Below are 23822 nucleotides of genomic sequence, written 5' to 3' on the forward strand. Positions count from 1 at the left end.
TCCACGTTCAGTGCTCTATATACCCAGCCGCTACCCACTTAAATATAAACAGTAGTGCTTATCCGAATAGCATTACCGCCATTGGCAGTGCTTTTCTGATTACGAGTGAACGTAACTATTACTCTATTACTCTGCGTTTTCTGGACGGTGCTTTAGCGATAAACCCATTAAGAAGTTACGCAGCACTTGGTCACCACATGGCTTGTAGTGCTTGTGTCCAGGCTTTCTAAATAGTGCGCCTAGTTCTGACTTAGTCATGTTGAACTCAGCAAGCTCTAACGCTTCAATGATATCTTCTTCGCGTAACTCAAATGCCACTCTTAACTTTTTAAAGATAAGGTTGTTGGTCAGTTGCGATAATGGCTCAGGTACTTCTGCGCCAGGCTTTAGGCCGCGCTTGTAGATCACTAAACCATCCAAGAAACGACACATATTGGTGTCATTACAAGGCGTATAACCTTCTTCATGCTCTTTTTTTAGCATGTCGATGATCTGCTCTTGGGTTACTTCGTGCTTAGCTTTAGCAAAAATGCGGATCATTTTTGCATTGCTTAAGTCGAGGATGTAGCGAACTTTACGTAAAATATCATTGTTAATCATAAGTTTGATTTCTTTTAGCTATGGGATCGCGCGGCTGCGCGATCATCGGCGGTTATTATAGCAGAAGTTAACTCTTGAATAGCAATTACTCTGCGGCCTCAGGCAATGAGTTTTGTGTTTTGGCGCCAGGCTGAGGCTTTGCTTCTGGCTCAGACTTTCGCTCTGCGGTTAAGACATTCTCTACCGCTGAGACACCGGCTTGATAGAGTTTTTCGATGGGACGGTTTTCAAGTGCAATCAGTTTACTGCGAATGCTGTTACGAATTTTGTCATGTAAACCAAAGGTCCTTTTGCTATTGCTCAGGTCCCACGAAGTGTTTTCAAAGATGACTAGACTCACTTTTGACTTAGGGTAGTAAACGGCAAGGCTGACATAGCCGGGCAAATAACCGCTGTGACTGTATTCGACTAACTGCTCGTCTCGGCTAATTTGAATGCCGTAGCCGTATTCTAAGACGCCCCATCTGTGATTGCGGGTCGCTCGGGGGGAAGTCATTAACTCAAGGCTGTTGGCAGTGATCAAATTACCACTATACAGGGCATGCTGAAACTGACTGTACGCTTCTGCCGAGGCAATCATGCCACCAAAAGCCACCAATTTATTATCGATGTTTAAATCGACTTGAGTGTAGTGGGCACTGCTTTTACCATCGCTAGTTTGGTCTAGCTCTTCGACTTGGCCAAGGATCAAACTTGGGTGTTTAGCTTGAATACTACTAATACCTCCCGTTTGGGCATACAGGCCATCTAGCTTAGTTTGTTCATTGAGCTGGTTAATCAGTTGATAAATCGGCTTTTGGTAAACGGTTTCCAGCAATTCACCTAAAAGCGCGTAACCATAGTTAGAATATTGAAACTGACTACCAGGTTTAAATAGCGGCGCTTCACCAATATTGACCAGCCCCGATGTGTGGCTCAGTAACTGCGACACTGTGATGCTCGGGGGGATATAGTGTTGGGTCTGGTTAGTGTCTTCTGATAAGTAGGCGCTGACACTTTTCTCTAGTTCGATTAAGCCTTCATCCACCGCTTTTAGGATCAACGCAGCGGTAACTTGCTTAGATAAAGAGGCAATGACAAAGCTTGAGTTAATTTCAACATCATCACCCGAGATATAGGTAAATATCGGCTGATTATCACGCTTGAGCATGATGATGCCGCTAAACGGGCGCTCATTTTGTGCGATAAGGGTTGGTAATTGTTTGGCGATGTCGCTGCTGGCCATTCGATTCGCACTGGCTTTGTTTGCTGCCCAAAGGCAGCAGCCAACCACGACTGTGCCTATAAGTGTTTTTGTTATTAGGTGCATTTTAGGTGTAGGTGTCCGTGTACGTTATTTTGTTAGCATCCAATAGATAAAGAGCAGGGCAAAGCTTACTAAGTAAGTTAAGCCTAGCCATGAGAGCACTCTCATGGCGCTACCATACCTGTCTGCTGGTAACAGTGCTGTGCTGATCATCAACTTATAGTTAAGCCAAGCAAAAACGACCGTTGTCATAAAGGCGAGGATCATAACAAATTCCAGCAAAGGAAGTAGAGCCCCTTTAAAAAACAATATGATAAATAAACCAAGAGCACTGACTAGCAACATAACCACAGTAAGCCGCTTATCGCTATCTTGGCTTTTGCTAAGCAGTTGCCAGCCCATATTTAGGGTACGACTATAACCATCTATTACCGTTACTGTGGTGCTGAAAATGCATAGCAATGCGACGGCGCCGATAAGATAGCGACTTTCATTGCCCATCACTTGGCTATAAAGGTTGATTAATTGGCTGGCAAACTTAGCGCCGGATGCCGAAAATTGCTCGCCACTGCCATACATGACTAAGGTGCCAAGGGCGAGAAAGACTATGGCGAGTAGCGCCGTTATTATGTAGCCAAAGTTAAAGTCAAACAGGGCTTGTTGCTTACTCACTGGTGATAGTTTCTGCTTTTCGATTAACCAAAGTGAGTTCCATGCGCTGACTTCAATCGGCGCTGGCATCCAGCCCATCATGGCGACGAGAAATCCGATATGCGCCCATTGCCAAGGTGAGTGGGCAATAAAATCTGGGTTAACAATTGCGGGTGCATTAAAGGCCAGAGCAACGGCAATCAAGGTGGTGACCGTTAACGCTAACATAATCACCTTGGTCATTTTATCGAGCAGGGCGTAGTGGCCAAAAATCAGTATCGCAAGGCTGGAGGCCAATACTAGTAGCGCTAGAACATCAATAGATAAAGGGACAAATTGAGTCAGCATGGCGGCGGTTAGCATAGCAACTCCCGCTGTACTGGCGATAGCCGCGATGGTATTGAGCGCAGTAAATACCAGTAGATAGTTTCGGCCTTGCCTTAAGTAGCCTTGTAATAAATTCTCACCTGTGGCGCTGGTGTATCGTGCTCCTGCGGCAAAAAATGGGTATTTGAGTAAGTTTACAGCCAATATTACCCAGGCTAGCTGCCAGCCAAATTCAGCACCTGCACGGGTTGATGCGACTAAATGCGATGCGCCAATGGCTGCCGCGGCCATTAACAGACCTGGCCCCATGGCGCTTAATAGCGCGGTGGAGTTAAATGTCGGCTTAGTTATTGAAGAGGTGTTGCTATTACTCATATTTAATGACTTTTTTATTATAAGAGATCGAGGGCGTCGTTCCGTGAGCCTTAATACAGGCGGTTAAATCGACTGACTCATCACGGCTTATTGTTAATTTCAATGCGTTTGAGGGTATCAGAGATCTGTTGAAGTAGTTCAACGATATTGTGCTCATTATTTTCACCTTGTGCAGTGCTTGCTTCAAGCTGAGTGAGCTTCTCTTTTTGCGCCAAGACTTGGCTTCGAAAATCAGCTGCATGGATAATACCGGTCAGATTGAGTAGTGCTCCAGAACCTGATTGCCCTGCAGTTTCTATGCTGAGCTTATGCAATTTGAATACTCGCATCAATGGTCCCTGAATGAGCGCCATATCGGTGATTTTATCCAGCGGTACACTATTTTCAGTACGAGTGAATATGCCTTTACGCACAATCAGTTTTCTGTCGGTTAGCTCGGTGCTCATATTATTGATATAACGGCGAGTAAAGAAACTGCCGATGGGGAACCACAGTAGCAGTAGCGGAATACCTACAATAGACAAAGTCAATATAATTGCAAAGGGGGCGAGCCAATACTCGCCTAAATTGCTAGCAAAGGCCGCATGTTTGATGGTTCTCTCTTGATTACTTTGCATTATTCTTCCCTTAATTTTGCTACCGTTCACGTCCAATTACAGTATAGATAAGCGCTTTCGTATACGAGTGCTTAGCTTAAGAAAATTAATTCCAACTAACTCCTGCAAACTAACTCCTGCAAACTAACTCCTGCAAACTAACTTAAGCAAACTGACGCTAAATTTGAAGCTATATTTTTTTAACGTATTTTACTGGTTGATTTTTATAAGCTGCTTGAACGTTTGACGCAGTTTGAAACAAAGTGGTGGTTTCTATTTTTTATTCACAAGAGTAGGTTATAACCCATGTGCCTATTGGTGTGAATTGTTACTACTGTGTATTAATCCTAAGGAAATACAAAATGATAAAGTTATATGGGATCCCACGTAGCCGCTCTTTAAGAGTGTCATGGACGTTAGAAGAGTTAGGATTAGACTGGCAGTATCGACATATTAATTTTGCAAACGGCGATGGTCGAGACCCCACATTTTTAGCCGTGAACCCCTGCGGCAAAGTCCCCGCCATAGAGGACGATGGTTTTGCATTAACTGAATCGGCAGCAATCGCACTCTATTTAGCAGAAACATATGGCGAGGGTAAGTTATTGCCGTTAGCGGGCAGCCATGAGTCAGGGCTACACCATAAGTGGGTCAGCTTTATTATCAGCGAGCTTGAGCAGCCACTATGGACCATGGGTAAGCATAAGTTTGCCTTACCAGAGGCGCAGCGCTTAGCCGAGATGTTACCAGTGGCCAAATGGGAATTTGATAAAGCCGCTGCGATAGCTGAAAAATGGCTGCCAGACAGTGAATTCTTACTGGGGAATAAGCTAAGTGTTGCCGATATTTTACTTGGGCACACCTTATTGTGGGCGACGCGGTTTGAGCAAGATATTCCGCCAAAGCTTGCTGCCTATCGCGATCGACTCACCGCACGTCCTGCGATGGCTAAAGGCTTAGCGAAAGAGGAAGCCGGCGCAGCTTAACCCCTGCTTAAACTAAAAATTAAGCACAAAAAAAGCATCCATTATATAGAATAAAGTGGATGCTTTTCTTAATGTAGGACCTAGGACCTAGGACCTAGAACGCTTCGCTTCGAGGGTGGACTTCGTCCTGCTAGGAAAAGCAACAGCGTGACGGGCTAAAGCCCGACCTACAACAAACACTGTTGTTCACAGCTTTTAACCGGCTTTATCCGTCTCGGCTTTCATCGTTTTTGCCTTTTGCATTTCCTAGGACCTAGGACCTTTCTTTGCCTTTCCTAGTACCTAGGTTCTAAAGCTTACAACTGTGCCTTAGCCCATTTCGCGCGATTTTCGCGGCTTTCTTTCAAGCCTTCTTTTTCGCGAAATGCTTTATAAGATTCAAACTCTAACGGCACTAGTACTACGTCAACTTCGAGCATTAGCTGGCATTCTTTTTTGATGCGCCATGCTGAGGTGTTATATAGCTCTGCTAGTGGCAAGGTACCTAAAAACTCAGGGTTATACTGAGCGTACAAGGCTTGAGTTGGGTATACTACAAAGCTTAATGTGCGCTTTGGCTCAGCCTTGAATAGCTCTTCAATGCCATCGCAAGTGTTAAGCACTTGCATTTCGATTGCTTCATCGATTTCAATTAGCTTCTTTTGTACAGGCATATGAGCCGGTTTTTCGCCGGCTTCCCAGGCAATCACATCGGCTTCTGTCACTTTACCAATTTCAGCAACTTGGGCTGTGGTTAGCGCTAAAGAGTGACGAAGGTACTGCATTTCAATGGCATTTAAACCGAGTTGTTTAGACATCTTGTTTCCTTAGTAATTTTGTCGCACCGGTGCACTAATTTGTAATGCGCGCATCGGCTACAGAGTTATCTTTGGCGAGCAAAGATTAGCTGCGCATCCAGACATCTTCGGCCCAATCCCAAAAAGACTCCCAGGTTTCTTCTTCGTCAATCTCACCATCTTGCCACAGCTGAATTTGACCTTCTTGGCTAATAAAGAAGAAATTATCGCCTTGCTGACAAATAGGAACAAACTCACGCGGTAAGCCGATCGACCAGGCGTAAGAGGTCACTTCTGACAGGTAAGTATGTGAATGAGGATCACTTGCTGTAACAGGCTCTAGGCTGCCGCAAATCACATCACTGGCGTAGAGTAAGTATTCTTTCAGCTCCATTGGTAGCGGTATAAGAATTTCTTCTTCCACTTCAACAATTTGTTCAAATGTCGCTAGCTCTAACGGTACAGGTACCGTTTCACTCATCTCTTGCAATTGCTCAATGATATCGTTCATAAGTTCTTGGGGTGTTCGGGATATGGAGTATTGGGCGAGAGTATAACCGCAAATTACTTAGAAGTGCAGGCTGATAGGGTAATTTAATCTGCTTTGGGCAGGGCTGTTATTTTGTTTAATACCGAATTTAAAGGGCTCATATTCATGAACCCAGTATTGGATGATCTTGTGTGTGTTTTACGCCGCTGCGACAGTAATAATATTCGCTTGGTCGCTACGCTTATATCTAAGCCATGCTTTGTGGTACAGCTTGTGAGACTCTTGACGCAGCTGAGTGATTTTAGCCGTTTCATTCTCGCTTAAACTACGTTGCTGCTGAGTTGCTGACGCTTGAATAGATTGCACTTGCTCGTAGACATTATGTTCAGCACCGCTTTTAATCTCGGCAATATCGGCAAGGTGTAGCTGCACTTCGGCAATCATCTGTGATTTGGGTAATTTAACCAGTAAGTTAAGGTCACGGTAGCCAGATTCTTTTGGGGTGGAAAAGCGGTTTTTAACTTGAATCAGTTGACTGTCAGATTTTAGTAATGCGAAAGCCTGCATTAAGTTATGAATATCATTGCTGACGATGCTTGCTCTGACGATATCGGTGAGTTGACTGGCATCGTTATTTAGCTTGTTTTGTACCTTGGCTTCGGCTCTATCACGACTTTTAATATCGGCCAAAACTGATTGAGTTTGCGACTGGGTGGTGATCATGGCCAGTAGTTGAGTTAACTCTTGCTGGGCACTATTGGCTTGGCTATAGAGGGTATCGAGATCAGCGCTGGTTTGCCTAGGCACTTGGTACTGCACAGACTGAATGGCGGTGAGTCCATCGAGGTTTGTTGAAAAGCTCTGTTTGGCGGCGTAACTACCGTTATCTTTGGTATTACTTTGCTCATGGTCGACACTATGAGCAAAAGCTGAACGGGTCGACAATAACAATAAGAAGATGAAAAACGTCCGTAATATCCGGTTCATAGCAGTCCTAGTTTGTGGCTGTACCCATAATCTAACTGGCAAATGCTTAAGCTATGCTGAATGACAAATTAACATTTGTTCATAGTGTGAGCTGTCGCTTCTGAAAAGTAACAATAAACAAAAAGCCGTTGATGAAATGAGACATCAACGGCTTTTTCGTTTTTTATTTTAAGGACCTAGGACCTAGGACCTAGAACCTAGAACCTAGAACCTAGAACCTAGAATGGTCTTGCTAGGAAAAGCAGAAGCAGGAGCTTGACGGGCTAAAGCCCGACCTACAACAGCCACACGCCTCTTGCTTTCCTAGGACCTTTCTTGGCATTTCCTAGAACCTCGGACCTACAGTTTGACTACCAGATTTTTACCCGCTTATCTGGTGCAATGTACATCGCATCAGTTGGCTTAACATCGTAAGTGCTGTAGAACTCAGGCATGTTAGATAGGGCACCTAGAGCACGGAACTGTGCTGGTGAATGTGGGTCAGTTGCTACGCGGTTACGCATAGATTCCTCTTTGATTTTGGCGCGCCAAATTTGGCTGAAACCAATGAAGAAACGCTGATCGCCCGTTAGGCCATCAATCACCGGGGCTTCTTTACCGTTAAGCGACTTTTTATAAGCGCGGTACGCGATAGTGACACCAGAAAGGTCACCAATGTTTTCGCCAAGAGTCAGCTCACCGTTAACGTTGAGATCGTCAAATACAGCGTAGTCATTGTATTGGTCAACAAGCGCCTTACCACGAGCTGAAAACTCAGTTAAGTCTTGCTCTGTCCACCAATCACGCATGTTACCTTCGCCGTCAAACTTAGCACCTTGGTCGTCAAAACCGTGGCCCATTTCGTGACCGATAACCGCACCAATACCACCGTAGTTTACTGCGTCATCGGCTTCCATATTAAAGAATGGTGGCTGTAGAATTGCAGCAGGGAATACGATTTCGTTCATGGTTGGATTGTAGTAAGCATTGACGGTTTGAGGTGTCATATGCCATTCCCACTTGCGGATTGGGCTGCCTAGTTTTTCTAGCTCTTTTTCATGGCTAAGCTTGCTTGCGCGCAGGTTGTTGCCATATAAATCGTCAGCTTTGATAGTCAGCTTGCTGTAATCTTCCCAGCGGTCTGGATAACCAATCTTTGGGTCAAATTTAGCCAGCTTATCTTTGGCTGCGACTTTCGTGTCTGCGCTCATCCACTCTAGCGACTCAATGCTATTGCCATAGGCGCCACGTAGATTTTCAACCAGCACTTGCATGCGCTCTTTCGCTTCAGGTTTAAAGTGGCGCTTAACGTACACCTTACCAACCACTTCACCGAGTAGACCATTGACCGACGACACACCGCGCTTCCAACGTGGTTGCTGCTCTTGCTGGCCGTTAAGCGTTTTAGCAAAAAACTCGAAGTTTTCTGTATCGATAGCTTCACTTAGGCTGCTTGCTGCGTGAGTCAGCACTTGCCACTGCATGTAGGTTTTCCAGGTTTCTAGATCGGTGTCTTTAATGACTTCATTTAGACCTTGGATATAGCTAGGCTGATTGATAATGATGTCAGCTTGCTTATCGGCGCCAAGTGTTGCCAAGTAGCCGTCCCAGTTAATGTCTGGTGCCAATGTAGCTAAGTCTTTAACTTGGTACTTGTTATACGTCTTAGTGCTGTCACGGGTTTCAACCACGTCCCAGTGCTTTTTAGCTATCTCGGTTTCAAGTGCAAGAATCGCTTCAGCACTGGCTTTTGGATTGGGTAGGCCAGCTAAGGTGTACATTTTTTCGATGTGCTCAAGATATGCTTTACGAATATTAACAAAGCGCTCGTCTTGGTTTAGGTAGTAATCTTTTTCTGGCAAGCTTAAACCATATTGCCAGATATGAGTGGCGTAACGGCTTGAGTCTTTGGCATCGACGTTGATATAAAATGCCATCGGTGTACCGCTACCGTTAATTTGGCTGCGAGCAAAGTAAGTCACTAGATCATCTTTTGACTTAATGGCATTAACGGTTTCAAGTTCACTCTGAATTGGGCTGACGCCGAGCTTATTTAGGGTTTCGACATCCATAAATGAGTTATATAAGTCGGCAACCTTTTGTTCATCGCTACCGGCTGCAAGATTTGGCGTGGCTGCCACTTCTTCGATAATCACTTTTACATCATCACGTGACTTTTCACGCAGGTCATAAAATGCGCCGGTACTGGTGCGATCGCTTGGAATGACGGTATCTTTCACCCAAGCGCCGTTTACATATGAGTAGAAGTCATCTTGTGGACGTACTGATTTGTCAAAATTGGCAAAGTCGATACCTGAGGTCAGGGCTTTTTCAACGGCTGCTGCGGTTTCTGTTTTGCTTACCTCTGGTGCTTTAATGTCAGCAGGTTCGCTATTACAGGCACTGAGGCCAACGATAAGAGAAGCGCATAAGCCCCCAACGAGTACTTTTTTCATGTTTCTTCCTTAATCTATACCATCAATTTGTTGTTTTTTAGAAGTAAGCTCAGCACTCACGCTTTTATCAAGCCAGCATGAATTACATTGAGTTACGTATGTTAAGGTTTTTAGCGTATAACGAACAAGCCCGCTCTGTAAACTTATGTGGATAATTGGGTAAACATGTGTAAGAAAAGGTTTCCTCGCTTGAAATTAAAGTGCTTTTTATCAAATAGCCTGAGTACAAAGATTTAGCGTATCAGCTTTGCACTAGGATCTAGGTCTATAAGCTAGCCTTCTCATGCTGAAGTCCTTGCAGTGATAAGCGTTGAGTGACTGTTGATTTAAGCAAAACTTTGCCCTTTGGCGGCGCTGGCCTCATAATGTCGACCATTATGGTTATATAAGCTGAGTTCTGCCTGTGCGTTTAGATAAATTTATTTGTGAATCGACTTCACACTCTCGTGTTTCTGCTAAAAAAGCCCTACATCGTGGTGATGTGACTTGTAATGGCGAAGTGGTTAAAAACTCGGGCTTTAAAGTTACCGATGAACATGAGATCCGTCTTGACGGTGAAGTGTTAACCATCATTGGTCCGCGCTTTATCATGCTTAACAAACCTGTTGATACGATTTGCTCAACCATTGATGAAGAGTATCCATCGGTGATAAGCCTGCTGGATGTTATTCGCCCTGAAGACTTACACATTGCTGGGCGTCTTGATGCGGATACTACGGGCCTAGTACTGATCACTACCGATGGTCAGTGGTCGCATAAGATCACCTCTCCTAAGAAAGAGTGCGGTAAGCGTTACTTATTAGAAACCGCTGAGCCACTCACTGAAGATTTAGTGCAGCAGTTCAACGACGGTTTGCAGCTTAACAATGAAGATGGCCTGACTAAACCTGCTGTACTTGAGATTTTAGGTGCTAATCAAGCGCGCTTAACGATTACTGAAGGTAAGTATCATCAGGTTAAGCGTATGCTTGCAGCCGTTGGTAATAAAGTGACTAAACTTCACCGCGAAAGTGTTGGCGCTATAGAGTTAGATGTCGAGCTTGAACTGGGTGAATGGCGTTTCCTTACCGATGCTGAGATTAAATCGGTTAAGTAAGGCATTGCTGAGTAAGATTAATTGCACAAAATATTCAGTATCTCCGTATAAGGGGACTTGTGGCTGCCAGCTCGCGGATGTTGGTAGTCATCAGGTGTTCTTAGACTAGCCTTGAAATCCTCATGTGTGTATCCATGTGATGATAAATCAAAAAGGTAACATCATCACTATCTGGCACTTTTTAGGTCGTAAAACCGGTGCTCGAAAAGTATAAAAGCAGCGTTAATAATATCTCAGCTGCTTTTATTCATGGTATTACATTAAGGTGTTAAAGCATTGCTTTCAACTGTGATTTAGAGGCTATTTCAGTAATTCAATTTTGCCACTAATCGTCGACACGCTGAGATCTGCGCGGCCATCACCCGTTTGGAATTTTAGGTAGGATTGCGGCGAATACTTTTCTTTAGTGATCTTGTCGTCAGTTAATTTGTTGCTGATCTTGCCGCCGGGGCCGCCGTTGATATCGAAACTGATATTGGCGATATCTAGGAGTGTAATACTCATATCACCACTGACGCTGCCAAGTTTAGCCCGACGAGTTAACGCTGTCAGCGATATGTCTACATCGCCGCTAACGGTTTTGATATTCAATGAGTCGATATTATCCAAGGCTAAAGTGGCATCACCTGAGACCGTTTCTACTGAAACCTTGCTGGCCTTGGTGTCTACACTGAGCTCACCACTGACGAGTTGATAGTCTAGTGATCCACTACTTTGGCTATCTTTGATGTCTCCTGATACGGTTTTAAGCTGAGTATTCCCCATTAAATTACGTGTAAAAATATCGCCGGATATGGTTTGTAGCAGACTTTTTTCATGTAAGTCGTTAGCCTTGATATTGCCGCTGACAGAGCTTACCTCAAGCTTGCCAACTAAGGCATTTAGGGTGTAGTTTGCCGAGACGCTTTCAGCCTCAAGCATAAGTTGCTTTGGTAGTGTGATAACTAAATCAGAGCCGTCTTTATTTTTACCATTATATTGGCGCGGCATCTTATCTTCGATGGTGACACTATTACCTTTGATTGAGAATACGAAGCCTTCACTGAGTTCGTCTAAAGTGCCTTTTATTGCGATTTCATTTTTATCCCAAGACTTAAATGTGACGCTACCACGTTGCACTTTTACTTTTACAGCTGGATTTGCTTGAACAGCTTGTTGCTGCTCAATCGCTTCTCCTGCGATAGTCATATTAGTAAATAAAACAGCGCTAGCCATTAGCGTAGTGATGAGTGTTGGTTTCATATTAATGCTCCTTGAGGTAATGGGTTAACGGGTAGCGTTTGACCTTGCTGTAATAGCTCAATCTCTTTTTCTTGAGTCCATAGCCATAGCTGCCACAGTTCCTTGTCGTGGGGTGTTTGTTGTAGCGCTTGATAGATCTGCTCTGCAGCTTTTCTAAGTTGCTCGATACCTTTTTCTAGCGGCAATCCTAGTTCGGAGGCTTGCCAGTTGGCCAGGTGCGGTTGCTGGCTTAACTGAATGACCTGTAGTTGATGCTGCAGTTTTATGTCGGCTAGGGTGGCTAATAGTGATGATGGCCCTATAGATGTTGATAGCTCACCATTTTGTTGCCAAATATTCATGCCTAATAGGCCTATGAGCAAGACCATACTGGCGATAGCGAGGCGCTTAAATGCCGGCGTTTGTTGGCGCTGAGGTTGAGTCTGCTGAAATTCAGGTTTATCGAGCTGTTTCTCAATGTCATTCCACAACTCTTTTTGTGGCGCGATCTGTTTAGGAGCCTGATTAATTAGCTGTATGAGTTTAGCGTTAGCATCATTCATTGCGGCCTCCATTATCTATTTGGTCTTGGTCTTGGTCTATTAGTGCTTCAAGTAACTTCTGCGCCCTGTGGTATTGTGCCTTGCTTGTGCCGGGAGCAATGCCCATCAGTTGAGCCACTTCTTCGTGTTTATAACCTTCTAAGGCGTGGAGGACGAAGACGATTCGCGCTCGTTCTGGCAACTTGAGCAAAATCTTATCTAAGTCTTCATACTCATCGCTGACGCTCTGCACATCAATATCGCTGCTGACAAATCGCGACCAAAAAGAACGGTGCTTTTTCATGCTAGATAGGGCCTGATTCACACTCAGGCTATGAAGCCAGGTCGTGAATTGACTCTCGCCACGAAACTGGGGCAGCTTCTGCCAAAGCCTGACAAAGCAGTCCTGGGTCGCTTCCTCTGCCAATGACACTTGACCAGTGATCCTTAAGCAAAGTGCATACACGCGCTGGTGGTGCAGCTGATAAAGCTGCTTAAAAGCGAATTTATCACCTAGCTTGGCCCTATCGATAAGTTCAGGCTCGAGAAGCAGCCTTGGCTTCATTGCCTGTATTTGTACCGTCACTCAACTTTCCTTGTGCGCTTACGTTACTAATAAGACATAACCAACAGCTAAAAAGGTTTAAATGCAATAAAAATTATTTTGAAGTCGCTGAGGATGAGTGGTTAACGGCCTTTGTCATTCAAGGCGTTGAGCCCTATTTAGGGCAATAAAAAAGAGAAGCCAGATGTACTTCTCTTTAATATCGAACAACAGATTAAGCCTATTTGGCGCTTTAGCTTAGTTTTGAGAATACTAGCTGTGCGCCAACAAGATCGGCTAGCGCTGTACCTACTGTCTTGAAGATGGTGATTTCATCAGTGCTGGTGCGGCCTTTAATTTGCGCAGTACAGAGCTGGCCAAGCTCACCTTTAACGTCGTCAAGGGTGAATACGCCTTCTTCGATAGGAAGCAGTAATTCACCTGCCTCTGCAAATACGTTGATTTTTGAATCCACAAATACCGAAGACTTGACGATTAATTGGGTATCGAACTCGCGTCTATCATGGTTATGGTTACCCACAAAATCGGTATGAGTACCAGCTTGTACCCAATCACCATCAAATAGTGGCGTTGGGCTCCCAGTAGCACAGCTAATGATATCGGCTTCGCGTACGCTTTGCTCTAAGTCAGTACACAGCATAACTTCAATATCAGGACGTTTATTACGAATAAGCTCAATGGTTTTACGTGCCTTCTCTTCGCTACGCCCCCAAATTGTAATTTGAGTAATAGGGCGCACGCTGGCGTGAGCGAGTGCCATAAAGGAAGCTAAGTTACCGGTGCCACAAACAAGCAGTTTGCTTGAGTTTTCACGTGAAAGGTAGCGACTTCCCAATGCTGAGATAGCAGCGGTACGCCAGAAGGTGACGCTAGTGCCGTCAACCAGCGCCTGAGGCTCACCAGTTTCACGACTAAAGACAAGAATTTTTGAATATAGGCTAGCAAGCTTTGGATCTTTTTGCGGGTTGCCAGGAAAATAGGTAAAGGCTTTTACTGCAATCGCTTTGTCATTCCAAGAGGGTAATACTGCAAAAGCATCACTGTGGCCTGCGGATTCATCTAGGCAAAATACTTGACGTTGTGGCATGCCTGCAGGGCGAGAGAAAGTCTCATCTAGGGCATTGATTAGATCTGGGAAATTAAGTGACTGATGAACTGATTCTGCATTGATGACTAACATGACAACCTCCATTTAAGTATATTGTATACTATTTATAGGCTTTACCTGAGTCAATCAACTTTTGGTTGCTGCATTATATTTCGGGGCTTTCTAATATCAATCACATAGTACGATAAACCAATAGAATGCTAAATTTTAGGCATAAAAAAACCTCGCAGTGCGAGGTTTAGTTTAGCAACTTAAGGTCTTAATTTGCCTTGTTGCTGGTTTAGCTGTTGCAACACCTAAACTAAATATTGGTGCCCGAACCCGGAATCGAACCAGGGACACGAGGATTTTCAATCCTCTGCTCTACCGACTGAGCTATTCGGGCAACGGGCGTCATTAAAAGGCTTTTACCGTTTTGAGTCAACTCATTTTTATAAATAAGTGTTTTTTTTTGCTTGCTCGTTGAATAATTAGACGTTTAGCTTTAGAAGTGAGCAATAATTGAAAATAAAGATTGAAAAGATACTGGCAACAGTAGCCGGAGTGGATGTTGGGGAATCGTCTGTTAGCGGCTATGGATGATTCATCGCTTTATATAGGGAGAGATTGATTGGGCTACCAATTGCAGTTGATTTGGAGAGTTCAGAGATATCCCAAAACCTTGTTTATGGTTATTGCTGGCTTGTTACTGCTGTCAGTGATGGGGTTTCATCGACTCAATCTCGATGTGAACTTTAACGATTACTTTTCGCCAACGGATCCTCGCTTTGTTGCGTTCAATAGCATGATGGAAAAGTTTGAACGTCATGACCAACTCTGGCTATTGTTAGAGAAAGAGCAAGATTGGCGCGATAGCGAGCCCCAAGCACAATTAATTGATTTTCTTAATCGGCTTGAAGCCAACCAAGATATTGCAAGTATTCAAGGCTATAACCAGTTTGTTCAGGGCACAGCCAAACAAGATAAAATACTCACTTATAAAACTCATCCACGTTTGGCCACTGTGTTATCAGCTGACGGCCACGCATTATTACTGAAATTACAGATAAGTGATCATAGAGCTCACGAGTTTCACTCCCAAAGTTTGTGGTTAGTGAATGTACTGCAAAAAGTGGATAGTGACAGTCGTGCATATTGGCAACCTTTAGGTGTTAACAGCTATTTAAATGGTACTCATGCGCTTAATTGGCAGTATGCCAAGGTATTAAGTCATGATTTGAGGTGGTTTGCCCCGGGATTGTTAGGCATCATTTTTTTGATGGCGGTGTTATTTATACGACAAAAACGGTGGATTTTAGCGCTGTGCATCAATAGCTTGATAACCTTAATGCTCACCGTTGGTTTGGCGGCCTGGTTAAAGTTAACTCTTGCTGCTATTAGTGCTTTTGTGCCGGTGATTATTGTTACCTTAGCGTTGGCATATGCATCTCACTTATATTTTGGCTGGCAACAACAGGTGAGTTGCGGCCAAACAAACCTACAAGCGTTAAGGCATACGGTTAAGGCGAATCAAGCGCCGCTGTTTTACTCGAGTATTACCACTATCTTTGGTTTCAGCCTGCTAATGCTTAGTCCCTCACCGCCCATTCAAAGTTTTGGCTTACTCGTTGCGTTTGCCGTGTTGTGTAATTATGTGCTTACTCTGACTAGCCTGATTTTTTTCGCTAGCGATGCAAACGGTTCTGGCTCGCTTAAATATTGTTATAACGCAAAAGCTATTAAGCGGAGTGTGCTTAACTTCGATAAGGTCGTTGTGATTGCTAAGCTCAATGCCAAACAACCATTAGCAGTGATGCTTGGAATTGTTGTCATTAGTGCGCTTGCTTTGGTAAGCGTATCGAAATTGGCGTTAAATGATGATCCATTGAGCTATTTCAAGCCAACGAACCCATTTGCGATTTCTAGTCAGAAAATGGCGCAACACTTTTCTGGAATTAATCTTCAACATTATGTGGTTACAGATATTGAGCCTAAGCAGATAGATAAAACAGAGATCAGTTTTATCTATAAATTCAGTCGTTTTTTAAAGTTGCAGCCACAAGTGATTAAGGTTCAACATATTGGTGATTGGATTAAAAGTGCTGGTGTTGGTCAGAATCAATTTAAGCAGATATTGGTAACAAATACGGTGGCAGAATTAGGGTTGGCAAGTGAGTTATCGGCAGACAAACAATCTAGTTTGGTGACGCTATATTTACAGCCCTTGACTGCTAAAGAGCTGATCGCCTTTGAGCAAAAGGTGGATGATTGGCTAACTGAAAATGCAATCGCTGTTAGTGTTAGTCCACCACTTGGCAGTAATCTGTTGTTTGCTCACTTAAGTGTTGATAATGCCAATAACATGCTGACATCTTTTGCTGTCGCATTGATTGCTTTAGCGATGTTATTAAGTCTATTAAAACGTTCGATAGTATTTGGCTTTATGGGGTTACTACTTAATTTTTTACCTTTGTTATGGGTATTTGCACTTTGGCAAATAAATGGTGGCTTTATTAGCCTTGGTGCGGCGTTAGTATTGGGCATGATGCTGGGGATTATCGTCGATGACACCTTGCATTTGATGTTAAAGCTGCCTGACGCTAATGAGATCACAGTGACTTCACTATGGGACAGTTTATACAAGGTATTGCCCGTTATTAGCTTTACGACACTGACGATTAGCTTAGGCTTTTCTATCGGGCTGTTATCAGATTTTGCGCCTATCGCTCAGCTCAGTTTATTGTCATGCTTGGTGGTGATTTTTGCTTGGGGATTTGATGTGTTAATGTTGCCGGTACTCTATCGGCGCTGGTTACTGAAAAGAAATGAACGATATTAGTCAAATTTTGAACAAAAAAATAAGGTCTCAAAAAGAGACCTTATTCGTCGTCAAATATGCATGTTCAACGGAATTAGTTAGCAACTAACTCATTGTTCGGAAAATTAGCCTTCATCACCATGAGTGCATGATTTTTAAGCTTTTCTTGGCCAAGCTCACCATAGGCAGTTGACATAATTTCTAATGCTTTTTCTGCTGATGGCGTACCAGGGTAAGTCTCTAAAACTGACTGTGCACGTACTGCTGCTGCACTCCATGCATTCATTTTTATGTAGTATTCAGCTACCTTGATCGAGTAAAGTGCCAATCTATTTTTTAGATGCTGCATGCGTTTTTGTGCATCTGCTGCATACTTACTGTTTGGATATGACTTAATCAGTCTATCGAAATCTTTAAATGCATCTTGTGCGGCTTTAGGGTCGCGGTCAGAACGGTCGATATTTAGCATATCGTGAAACATGTATCGATCAGACTGCATATTGACTAGGCCGCGCATGTAGTAAACATAATCAATATCTTTATGTGTTGGGTTTAAGCGAATAAAACGATCGATGTTCGCAATACCTGATGCTGGATCGTCAAGTTTGTAATAAGCATAAATGAGATCAAGCTGTACTTGAGTTTTGTGCGGACCAAATGGAAAGCGCGAATCCAAGGCTTCTAGTGAACGCACAGCTTTGCTGTAATTACCGAGTTCCATTGAGGTTCTTGCTTGAGAATAAAGCACTTCAGGAGAGCTTTTTGTCATCTGAGGGTCTTCGCCCTGTTTACTACTACAGGCCGTGGCTGCTAGCGTGATAAGGACTACAGCGACACTTTTGGCAATTTTTTTATGCATACTTGAATTCAATTCTTTTAAAGTTATTGTTAAGAATTTCCATTTCACGATAAAATAGAAACAATCCGATTGTAACAGATAGTAAACATTTTTGGACCCAGAAAAGTGGGTACGGTTCATATGACACAAGAGATTAATCTAAAAAGCGAGATAACAGCAACACAAACTGGGCAAAGATTAGACCTAACTTTGGCTGATTTGTTCCCGGACTACTCGCGCACACGTATTAAAGAATGGATTTTAGCCGGTTCAGTCTTTATTGATGGTGAGGTTTCTGACAAGCCTAGATTCAAAGTACTAGAAGGCCAGGTTATCACTATTGGTGCCACTCTAGAAGAAGAGACCAAAGCACTAGCTGAAGCGATTGATTTAGATATCATATATGAAGATGATCATATTTTGGTGATCAATAAGCAAGCGGGTTTAGTGGTACACCCTGGCGCGGGTAATCAAAACGGTACGTTAATGAATGCTTTGTTGCATCATTGTCCTGGTATCGAGTTAGTGCCACGTGCGGGTATTGTGCACCGTTTAGATAAAGACACGACCGGTTTGATGGTTGTGGCTAAAACGGTTGAAGCACAAACACACTTAGTTACTGCACTTCAAGCTCGTGATATCACACGTGAATATGAAGCGATTGTTACTGGCACCATTATTTCTGGTGGCACAATCGATGAGCCTATCGATCGCCATCCGACTAAGCGTACCCATATGGCGGTTGTTCATAACGGCAAGCCTGCTATGACGCATTACCGTGTGGCCGAAAAGTTCAGAGCTCATACTCGTCTGAGATTGCGTTTGGAATCGGGCCGTACTCACCAAATTCGTGTCCATATGGCACATATTGGTCATGTATTGGTTGGTGATCCTGTCTACGCCGGTCGTCCACGCCCACCAAAAGGTGCAGCGCCAGACTTTTTCGAGACTTATATGGGCTTTAAGCGTCAAGCACTGCACGCAATAAGACTTGAACTAGCGCACCCGTTTACCTGCGAAATCATGAGCTGGCAAGCGCCTGTTCCTGAAGATATGGTGAAGCTGACTAGAGCGTTACGTAAAGATACTGAAGAAAATCCTTTAGTTTATTTATGATAAGTAAGATAGAAGAGCATGATTGGTTTATTCCTTCTGGAGTAAACCTGGCTTTTTCTACTAGAGAAGGTGGTTGTAGTCAACCACCTTTTTCCAGCCTCAATTTGGGGTTGCATGTTGGTGATGATCCAAAAGTGGTCTTGGCCAATCGTTTGCTCATTGAGCAAAAGCTAAACCTTCCTGCAAAACCTACCTGGCTTGAACAAACTCACAGCATAGATGTTATTGATGCTGATAATTCTCAGCTCCATAATGCTGATGCGAGTTATACCGATAACCTAGATCAAGTCTGCGTGGTGATGACGGCTGATTGCTTACCTGTATTGCTGTGTGATGAAAATGGTACCGAAGTGGCAGCTGTCCATGCTGGATGGCGCGGATTATGCGATGGTATTATTGAAGCGACAGTCGATAGGTTTAACCATAAACCCAGTGAGTTGATGGCTTACTTAGGGCCTGCCATTGGGCCTACTGCGTTTGAAGTAGGGGCTGAAGTGAAAGCGCAATTTGAGGCGAAGCATCCACAAACAGCTCAGTTTTTTATCGGTCATATTTGCCCACAAGGGCAGCAAAAATATATGGCAGATATTCAAGGGCTAGCTAGCTTTAGGCTCTCTCTATTAGGTGTTAAGCGTATTTATTGCGACAAACGCTGCACAGTCACAGCTGCAAATACCTTTTTTTCCTACCGCCGAGATGGCATTACCGGCCGTATGGCATCATTTATTTGGCTTAATCGCTAAATCAAACTTGATTTTGTTCAAATAGTCCCCATCTTTTAAGTAACAAAGATTCAGCTTAATAGCGGAGTCATTTTTTCTAATGTGAATAGAAGTGTGAATGGATTTATACCGTTTTTTGCAATGGTCATAATGTCATCCTATGCAATTTCTCGAAGCAGATGCGCAATGTTCGTTGCCTTTTTATTTACCAAATTAAAATGAGTTATCGGAGGATTTATGCGACTCGATCGTATGACTAATAAATTCCAGATGGCGATCTCGGATGCTCAGTCGTTGGCACTGGGGCGAGATCATCAATTTATCGAACCATCACATCTGATGATGGCACTACTCAATCAAGATGGTGGTTCAATTCACCCTCTACTGACACAAGCTGGGATCCAAGTTAGTAGCCTACGTAGCTTACTGAGTAAAGATTTAGAGCAAAGACCGCAAGTCGAAGGCACTGGTGGAGATGTACAGTTATCGCAGGCATTGGTTCGTTTACTTAACTTATGCGATAAGTTAGCGCAGAAGCGTAAAGACAAATATATCTCTAGCGAGTTGTTTGTATTGGCGGCTCTAGAAGGGAACGATGCTTTAGCGCAAGCGCTGAAACAATCGGGCGCAACCAAGCAGTTAATGGAAGCGACAATTGATCAAATTCGTAATGGGAAAAATGTGGACGATCCTAACGCCGAAGATCAGCGTCAAGCGCTGAAGAAGTTCACCGTTGATCTGACTGAACGCGCAGAGCAGGGTAAATTAGATCCTGTGATTGGTCGTGATGACGAAATTCGTCGTACCATTCAAGTTTTGCAGCGTCGTAGTAAGAACAACCCTGTACTAATTGGTGAGCCTGGCGTCGGAAAAACAGCTATTGTTGAAGGGCTTGCACAGCGGATCATTGATAATGAGGTGCCTGAAGGCATCAAGAATAAGCGTGTATTGTCACTCGATATGGGCGCGTTAGTGGCGGGAGCTAAATACCGTGGTGAGTTTGAGGAACGTTTAAAAGCGGTACTTAACGAGTTATCTCAAGAAGAGGGGCAAGTGATCCTCTTTATTGATGAGTTGCATACTATGGTTGGCGCTGGTAAGTCAGATGGCGCGATGGATGCGGGTAACATGCTAAAACCGGCATTGGCACGTGGCGACCTTCACTGTGTTGGTGCGACCACATTAGATGAGTACAGAAAATATATTGAAAAAGATGCCGCACTTGAGCGTCGTTTCCAAAAAGTATTGGTAGATGAGCCGAGTGTTGAAGACACCATTGCTATTTTGCGTGGTTTAAAAGAGCGTTATGAATTGCATCATCATGTAGAGATCACCGATCCTGCGATTGTTGCAGCGGCAAGCATGTCACATCGGTACATTTCGGATCGTAAACTGCCCGATAAGGCAATCGATCTCATTGACGAAGCCGCATCAAGTATTCGTATTCAAATTGACTCTAAGCCAGAATCATTAGATAGACTTGACCGCCGCGCTATTCAGTTAAAACTTGAAGAGCAAGCACTGAGTAAAGAAGCTGACGAGGCGAGTTTACGTCGCTTAGGTGTATTGCGCGCAGAACTTAAAGAAGTTGAACAGAAAGCCGCTGAGTTGAATGAAATTTGGCGGACTGAAAAAGCCGCGTTAGCAGGGACTCAGCATATTAAAGCTGATCTTGAGCAAGCTCGAATGGATCTAGAGGTCGCAAGGCGTGCAGGTGACTTAACGCGGATGTCTGAGCTGCAGTATGGACGGATTCCAGAACTTGAAAAGCAACTGGACTTAGCTTCACAAGCAGAGATGCAAGACATGACCTTGCTACGTAATAAGGTCACAGACGTTGAGATCGCTGAAGTGCTGTCAAAGGCAACCGGTATTCCAGTGTCTAAGATGCTTGAAGGTGAGCGAGACAAATTACTCAAGATGGAAGATGCGCTACATGAGCGTGTGATTGGTCAAAATGAAGCGGTAAATTCAGTATCTAATGCGATTCGTCGTAGTCGCGCCGGTCTCGCTGATCCCGATCGTCCAATTGGTTCATTCTTATTCTTAGGCCCAACGGGTGTGGGTAAAACTGAGCTATGTAAATCTCTGGCTAAGTTTTTATTCGATACCGAGTCAGCTTTGGTGCGAATCGATATGTCTGAGTTTATGGAAAAGCATTCGGTATCGCGATTAGTCGGTGCCCCACCAGGGTATGTTGGCTATGAAGAGGGCGGCTACTTAACAGAAGCCGTCAGACGTAAGCCATACTCGGTTATTTTACTTGATGAGGTTGAGAAAGCGCATCCCGATGTATTTAATATCTTATTGCAAGTATTAGATGATGGTCGTTTGACTGATGGACAAGGGCGCACGGTAGATTTTAGAAATACCGTAGTGATCATGACCTCAAACTTAGGTTCTGATCTGATCCAGATGGGCTTTGGTACGCAAACTTATGACGAAATGAAATCAGATGTGATGCAAGTTGTCATACAGAACTTCAGACCCGAGTTTTTGAACCGTATCGATGAAGCGGTAGTGTTCCATCCGTTAGATGAGAAAAACATTGCTCATATTGCATCGATTCAAATCGAAGGTCTAAAGAAACGTCTAGCAGATAAAGACTATGGGCTTGATATGACGGATGAAGCCTTGGCCTTGATTGCTAGAGCAGGATTTGATCCCGTTTATGGTGCAAGACCGCTTAAGCGTGCCTTACAGCAAGAAGTGGAAAATCCATTGGCACAGCAAATCCTCAGTGGAAAGCTTTTGCCCGGTAAGGATATTAAGGTTTCAGTCGAAGGCGACGCATTAGTCTTTAAGCAGTAGTCGGATTAGTATTAGCGACTGTACTATCAATGATAGCGTGAAAGGCTTCAACATAAGTTGAAGCCTTTTTTGTTTGAAAAACTTTCAACAAAGTCTGTTAAGTTGTGATTGTTAATGTATATTTGAACTGTGAAGGCTGTTTTTTGAGCTAAACATATTTATTTTCAATATCTAACTTAGCCAGATTGGTAATATTTGAGTAATGGATAATACTCAGGGTTAATGTTGAACCATGCATTTTGAATTTTTTGTCTTTCGATATGGACACGGAGCTGAGCATTATGAAAAAACAATTAGCCGTTATTACATTAATTTCGTTAAGTGTGATTGGCTGTTCTTCAAATTCGATTAATGAAAAAGAGTCGGTGTCAGGGCCTTATATTGGTGAAGGAAATAAAGCGTATGAAAGTCTTTATCACTATGGTTATTACCGTGGCTGTAAGAATGCTTATGTCACAGCGAAAAAGCAGACAGAGCTATATGACTCAATAAAGAAAGACAAAGCACTGGATGGCTTAACGCAATTTGATGACGGTTGGACGGCAGGGCAAGAAGCCTGTACTGATGGTATTCCGCATTCAATGTATAATCTACAAGCCACAAAGTAGCTACCTATATTTGAAGCTGAAAACAGACTCGATTGAGTCTGTTTCTGTTTAATGCTGTCTACTTTGTACAAAAGAGCTTAACTCTTTCACGCTGTTCGGTAATAGATGCTTGCCTTTGCTCTTCAGTCATAGCGACAACTTCACCGGTGTCTTTGTTCTTTTTATTTAACTTTGAGTGAGTGGTTAACACATTAAGGCTATGCTGAGCATTTTTACAGATAAGCTTGGCTTGTTTTTTATCCGCTTGCTTTATCATAGCCGCATTTGTCTCCAGATCCGATGGACCACTGTTTTGTGCCACTTTAGCTAAAGGGGCGACAGTACCAATTTGTTTGGGGTTAATATCTTCGCTATATAGCTTATCTGTTTCAGTCGTTGATTGAGTTGGCTCAGGTGGTTGTTGACTATAGTGTGTCACCCCATTGTCATCGACCCACGTATAGATAACACTGGCCTGCACGTTGAATATATAAAGAGTAGAAGTCAGAAAGGTTCCCGCTAGTACAATAGTTAAAGCGGAACGGCTAACTATAGAAATAAGCGTTTTTGTTACTCTAATCATTTTCTATCCCTAGTTAAAATGAACTAAGCCAAAATACAGCCTGTATAATGCATCATGCTAGCTTGAATACATTATTAATACCAACATAGTCTGGAAAGGCATATCTACCAAAGTTCTTATGAATAGCTCTTGTAGAAAGTTCTTGTAGACAATTCGATATAACATTCACGAGTTTGAGAAAAAGCGAGTTCAGGCAGAGGGTTCGCGGTAACAGATTGGCTGGATTTTGTTGGTATCTTGGGTGGTTCTGTCTAAATTCTCAACGAAGTGTCGGGTTTGTCGCCGCTTGGTTCAGTTATTCTAATTTAATTAATAAACCCTCTTGCGCTGATCTCAAATCTCCCTATAATGCGCATCCACTGACACG

21 protein-coding genes and 1 tRNA gene are annotated in these 23822 nt (G+C 43.5%); 7 read left to right on the forward strand and 15 right to left on the reverse strand.

What is annotated here, in order from left to right; all coding sequences use genetic code 11:
- Positions 1–126 precede the first annotated feature (126 nt).
- The 4 genes from ACVBIL_RS18950 to ACVBIL_RS18965 all read right to left on the reverse strand — a co-directional run bounded on the left by ACVBIL_RS18950 (position 127) and on the right by ACVBIL_RS18965 (position 3816).
- On the reverse strand, positions 127–600 hold the full coding sequence (locus tag ACVBIL_RS18950; protein WP_447168496.1) for a DUF1456 family protein: 474 nt from the start codon (positions 598–600) through the stop codon (positions 127–129).
- An 85-nt stretch (positions 601–685) separates the two neighbouring features.
- Positions 686–1825 (reverse strand): serine hydrolase domain-containing protein, encoded by a 1140-nt coding sequence (locus ACVBIL_RS18955; RefSeq protein WP_447168497.1) that lies wholly within the window; start codon positions 1823–1825, stop codon positions 686–688.
- Positions 1826–1933: 108 nt separating this feature from the next.
- Complete coding sequence (locus tag ACVBIL_RS18960; protein WP_447168498.1) at positions 1934–3199, reverse strand: Nramp family divalent metal transporter; 1266 nt, start codon at positions 3197–3199, stop codon at positions 1934–1936.
- Between the two features lie 80 nt (positions 3200–3279).
- Positions 3280–3816, reverse strand: a complete 537-nt coding sequence (locus ACVBIL_RS18965) for a PH domain-containing protein (RefSeq protein WP_447168499.1) — start codon at positions 3814–3816, stop codon at positions 3280–3282.
- 341 nt (positions 3817–4157) lie between these two features.
- Here ACVBIL_RS18965 and ACVBIL_RS18970 point away from each other — a divergent pair, with 341 nt between their 5' ends.
- A complete protein-coding gene (locus ACVBIL_RS18970) occupies positions 4158–4781 on the forward strand; it encodes a glutathione S-transferase family protein (RefSeq protein WP_447168500.1) in 624 nt (207 codons plus the stop codon).
- Positions 4782–5077: 296 nt separating this feature from the next.
- Here ACVBIL_RS18970 and ACVBIL_RS18975 read toward each other — a convergent pair whose 3' ends face one another.
- From ACVBIL_RS18975 to ACVBIL_RS18990, 4 genes are all read right to left on the reverse strand, one after another.
- Entirely contained in the window at positions 5078–5578 is a 501-nt protein-coding gene (locus ACVBIL_RS18975; RefSeq protein WP_447168501.1) for a DUF4447 family protein, read from the reverse strand.
- Positions 5579–5663: 85 nt separating this feature from the next.
- Positions 5664–6068 (reverse strand): SMI1/KNR4 family protein, encoded by a 405-nt coding sequence (locus ACVBIL_RS18980; RefSeq protein WP_447168502.1) that lies wholly within the window; start codon positions 6066–6068, stop codon positions 5664–5666.
- A 177-nt stretch (positions 6069–6245) separates the two neighbouring features.
- Positions 6246–7034, reverse strand: a complete 789-nt coding sequence (locus ACVBIL_RS18985) for a RelA/SpoT domain-containing protein (protein ID WP_447168503.1) — start codon at positions 7032–7034, stop codon at positions 6246–6248.
- Between the two features lie 350 nt (positions 7035–7384).
- Positions 7385–9469, reverse strand: coding sequence for a M13 family metallopeptidase (locus ACVBIL_RS18990; RefSeq protein ID WP_447168504.1), 2085 nt, complete (start codon positions 9467–9469; stop codon positions 7385–7387).
- A 403-nt stretch (positions 9470–9872) separates the two neighbouring features.
- Here ACVBIL_RS18990 and rsuA point away from each other — a divergent pair, with 403 nt between their 5' ends.
- Entirely contained in the window at positions 9873–10565 is a 693-nt protein-coding gene (gene rsuA / locus ACVBIL_RS18995; RefSeq protein WP_447168505.1) for a 16S rRNA pseudouridine(516) synthase RsuA, read from the forward strand.
- Positions 10566–10865: 300 nt separating this feature from the next.
- On the opposite strand, the gene ACVBIL_RS19000 is transcribed toward rsuA, so the two are convergent.
- The 5 genes from ACVBIL_RS19000 to ACVBIL_RS19020 all read right to left on the reverse strand — a co-directional run bounded on the left by ACVBIL_RS19000 (position 10866) and on the right by ACVBIL_RS19020 (position 14386).
- Positions 10866–11807, reverse strand: a complete 942-nt coding sequence (locus tag ACVBIL_RS19000; protein WP_447168506.1) for a DUF4097 family beta strand repeat-containing protein — start codon at positions 11805–11807, stop codon at positions 10866–10868.
- Positions 11804–12349, reverse strand: a complete 546-nt coding sequence (locus ACVBIL_RS19005; protein WP_447168507.1) for a hypothetical protein — start codon at positions 12347–12349, stop codon at positions 11804–11806. Before ACVBIL_RS19005 ends, ACVBIL_RS19000 begins: the two co-directional genes overlap by 4 nt.
- Positions 12342–12893, reverse strand: coding sequence for an RNA polymerase sigma factor (locus ACVBIL_RS19010; protein ID WP_447168516.1), 552 nt, complete (start codon positions 12891–12893; stop codon positions 12342–12344). The genes ACVBIL_RS19005 and ACVBIL_RS19010 overlap by 8 nt, the downstream gene beginning before the upstream one ends.
- A 232-nt stretch (positions 12894–13125) precedes the next feature.
- Complete coding sequence (locus ACVBIL_RS19015) at positions 13126–14073, reverse strand: ornithine cyclodeaminase family protein (RefSeq protein WP_447168508.1); 948 nt, start codon at positions 14071–14073, stop codon at positions 13126–13128.
- Between the two features lie 237 nt (positions 14074–14310).
- Positions 14311–14386, reverse strand: a tRNA-Phe gene (locus tag ACVBIL_RS19020).
- A 225-nt stretch (positions 14387–14611) separates the two neighbouring features.
- Between ACVBIL_RS19020 and ACVBIL_RS19025 the strand changes: the two genes are divergently transcribed.
- Complete coding sequence (locus tag ACVBIL_RS19025; protein WP_447168509.1) at positions 14612–16819, forward strand: efflux RND transporter permease subunit; 2208 nt, start codon at positions 14612–14614, stop codon at positions 16817–16819.
- 73 nt (positions 16820–16892) lie between these two features.
- Here ACVBIL_RS19025 and ACVBIL_RS19030 read toward each other — a convergent pair whose 3' ends face one another.
- On the reverse strand, positions 16893–17657 hold the full coding sequence (locus ACVBIL_RS19030; RefSeq protein ID WP_447168510.1) for an outer membrane protein assembly factor BamD: 765 nt from the start codon (positions 17655–17657) through the stop codon (positions 16893–16895).
- A 120-nt stretch (positions 17658–17777) separates the two neighbouring features.
- Between ACVBIL_RS19030 and rluD the strand changes: the two genes are divergently transcribed.
- From rluD to ACVBIL_RS19050, 4 genes are all read left to right on the forward strand, one after another.
- Entirely contained in the window at positions 17778–18752 is a 975-nt protein-coding gene (gene rluD / locus ACVBIL_RS19035; protein WP_447168511.1) for a 23S rRNA pseudouridine(1911/1915/1917) synthase RluD, read from the forward strand.
- Positions 18749–19495 carry a peptidoglycan editing factor PgeF gene (pgeF, locus tag ACVBIL_RS19040; RefSeq protein WP_447168512.1) on the forward strand — a complete coding sequence of 249 codons (747 nt, stop codon included), beginning with the start codon at positions 18749–18751 and terminating at the stop codon, positions 19493–19495. The genes rluD and pgeF overlap by 4 nt, the downstream gene beginning before the upstream one ends.
- A gap of 216 nt (positions 19496–19711) precedes the next feature.
- Entirely contained in the window at positions 19712–22285 is a 2574-nt protein-coding gene (clpB, locus tag ACVBIL_RS19045; RefSeq protein WP_447168513.1) for an ATP-dependent chaperone ClpB, read from the forward strand.
- Positions 22286–22566: 281 nt separating this feature from the next.
- Positions 22567–22893: a hypothetical protein gene (locus ACVBIL_RS19050; RefSeq protein ID WP_447168514.1), complete on the forward strand. Its 327-nt coding sequence runs from the start codon at positions 22567–22569 to the stop codon at positions 22891–22893.
- A gap of 58 nt (positions 22894–22951) precedes the next feature.
- On the opposite strand, the gene ACVBIL_RS19055 is transcribed toward ACVBIL_RS19050, so the two are convergent.
- Positions 22952–23455, reverse strand: a complete 504-nt coding sequence (locus tag ACVBIL_RS19055; RefSeq protein ID WP_447168515.1) for a DUF4124 domain-containing protein — start codon at positions 23453–23455, stop codon at positions 22952–22954.
- Between the last annotated feature and the right edge of the window lie 367 nt (positions 23456–23822).

The sequence above is a fragment of the Shewanella sp. 125m-7 genome (assembly GCF_052977045.1).

Excerpts from the sequence above, each read along its gene's own strand:
- ACVBIL_RS18970 (WP_447168500.1), top strand. The coding sequence starts at position 4,158 with ATGATAAAGTTATATGGGATCCCACGTAGCCGCTCTTTAAGAGTGTCA.
- ACVBIL_RS18965 (WP_447168499.1), bottom strand. The coding sequence starts at position 3,816 with ATGCAAAGTAATCAAGAGAGAACCATCAAACATGCGGCCTTTGCTAGC.
- ACVBIL_RS19050 (WP_447168514.1), top strand. The coding sequence starts at position 22,567 with ATGAAAAAACAATTAGCCGTTATTACATTAATTTCGTTAAGTGTGATT.
- ACVBIL_RS18955 (WP_447168497.1), bottom strand. The coding sequence starts at position 1,825 with ATGGCCAGCAGCGACATCGCCAAACAATTACCAACCCTTATCGCACAA.
- ACVBIL_RS18985 (WP_447168503.1), bottom strand. The coding sequence starts at position 7,034 with ATGAACCGGATATTACGGACGTTTTTCATCTTCTTATTGTTATTGTCG.
- pgeF (WP_447168512.1), top strand. The coding sequence starts at position 18,749 with ATGATAAGTAAGATAGAAGAGCATGATTGGTTTATTCCTTCTGGAGTA.
- ACVBIL_RS18950 (WP_447168496.1), bottom strand. The coding sequence starts at position 600 with ATGATTAACAATGATATTTTACGTAAAGTTCGCTACATCCTCGACTTA.
- ACVBIL_RS18960 (WP_447168498.1), bottom strand. The coding sequence starts at position 3,199 with ATGAGTAATAGCAACACCTCTTCAATAACTAAGCCGACATTTAACTCC.
- ACVBIL_RS19055 (WP_447168515.1), bottom strand. The coding sequence starts at position 23,455 with ATGATTAGAGTAACAAAAACGCTTATTTCTATAGTTAGCCGTTCCGCT.
- ACVBIL_RS18975 (WP_447168501.1), bottom strand. The coding sequence starts at position 5,578 with ATGTCTAAACAACTCGGTTTAAATGCCATTGAAATGCAGTACCTTCGT.
- ACVBIL_RS19005 (WP_447168507.1), bottom strand. The coding sequence starts at position 12,349 with ATGAATGATGCTAACGCTAAACTCATACAGCTAATTAATCAGGCTCCT.
- ACVBIL_RS19000 (WP_447168506.1), bottom strand. The coding sequence starts at position 11,807 with ATGAAACCAACACTCATCACTACGCTAATGGCTAGCGCTGTTTTATTT.
- rluD (WP_447168511.1), top strand. The coding sequence starts at position 17,778 with ATGACACAAGAGATTAATCTAAAAAGCGAGATAACAGCAACACAAACT.
- ACVBIL_RS18980 (WP_447168502.1), bottom strand. The coding sequence starts at position 6,068 with ATGAACGATATCATTGAGCAATTGCAAGAGATGAGTGAAACGGTACCT.
- ACVBIL_RS19015 (WP_447168508.1), bottom strand. The coding sequence starts at position 14,073 with ATGTTAGTCATCAATGCAGAATCAGTTCATCAGTCACTTAATTTCCCA.
- ACVBIL_RS19030 (WP_447168510.1), bottom strand. The coding sequence starts at position 17,657 with ATGCATAAAAAAATTGCCAAAAGTGTCGCTGTAGTCCTTATCACGCTA.
- ACVBIL_RS19010 (WP_447168516.1), bottom strand. The coding sequence starts at position 12,893 with ATGAAGCCAAGGCTGCTTCTCGAGCCTGAACTTATCGATAGGGCCAAG.
- ACVBIL_RS18990 (WP_447168504.1), bottom strand. The coding sequence starts at position 9,469 with ATGAAAAAAGTACTCGTTGGGGGCTTATGCGCTTCTCTTATCGTTGGC.
- clpB (WP_447168513.1), top strand. The coding sequence starts at position 19,712 with ATGCGACTCGATCGTATGACTAATAAATTCCAGATGGCGATCTCGGAT.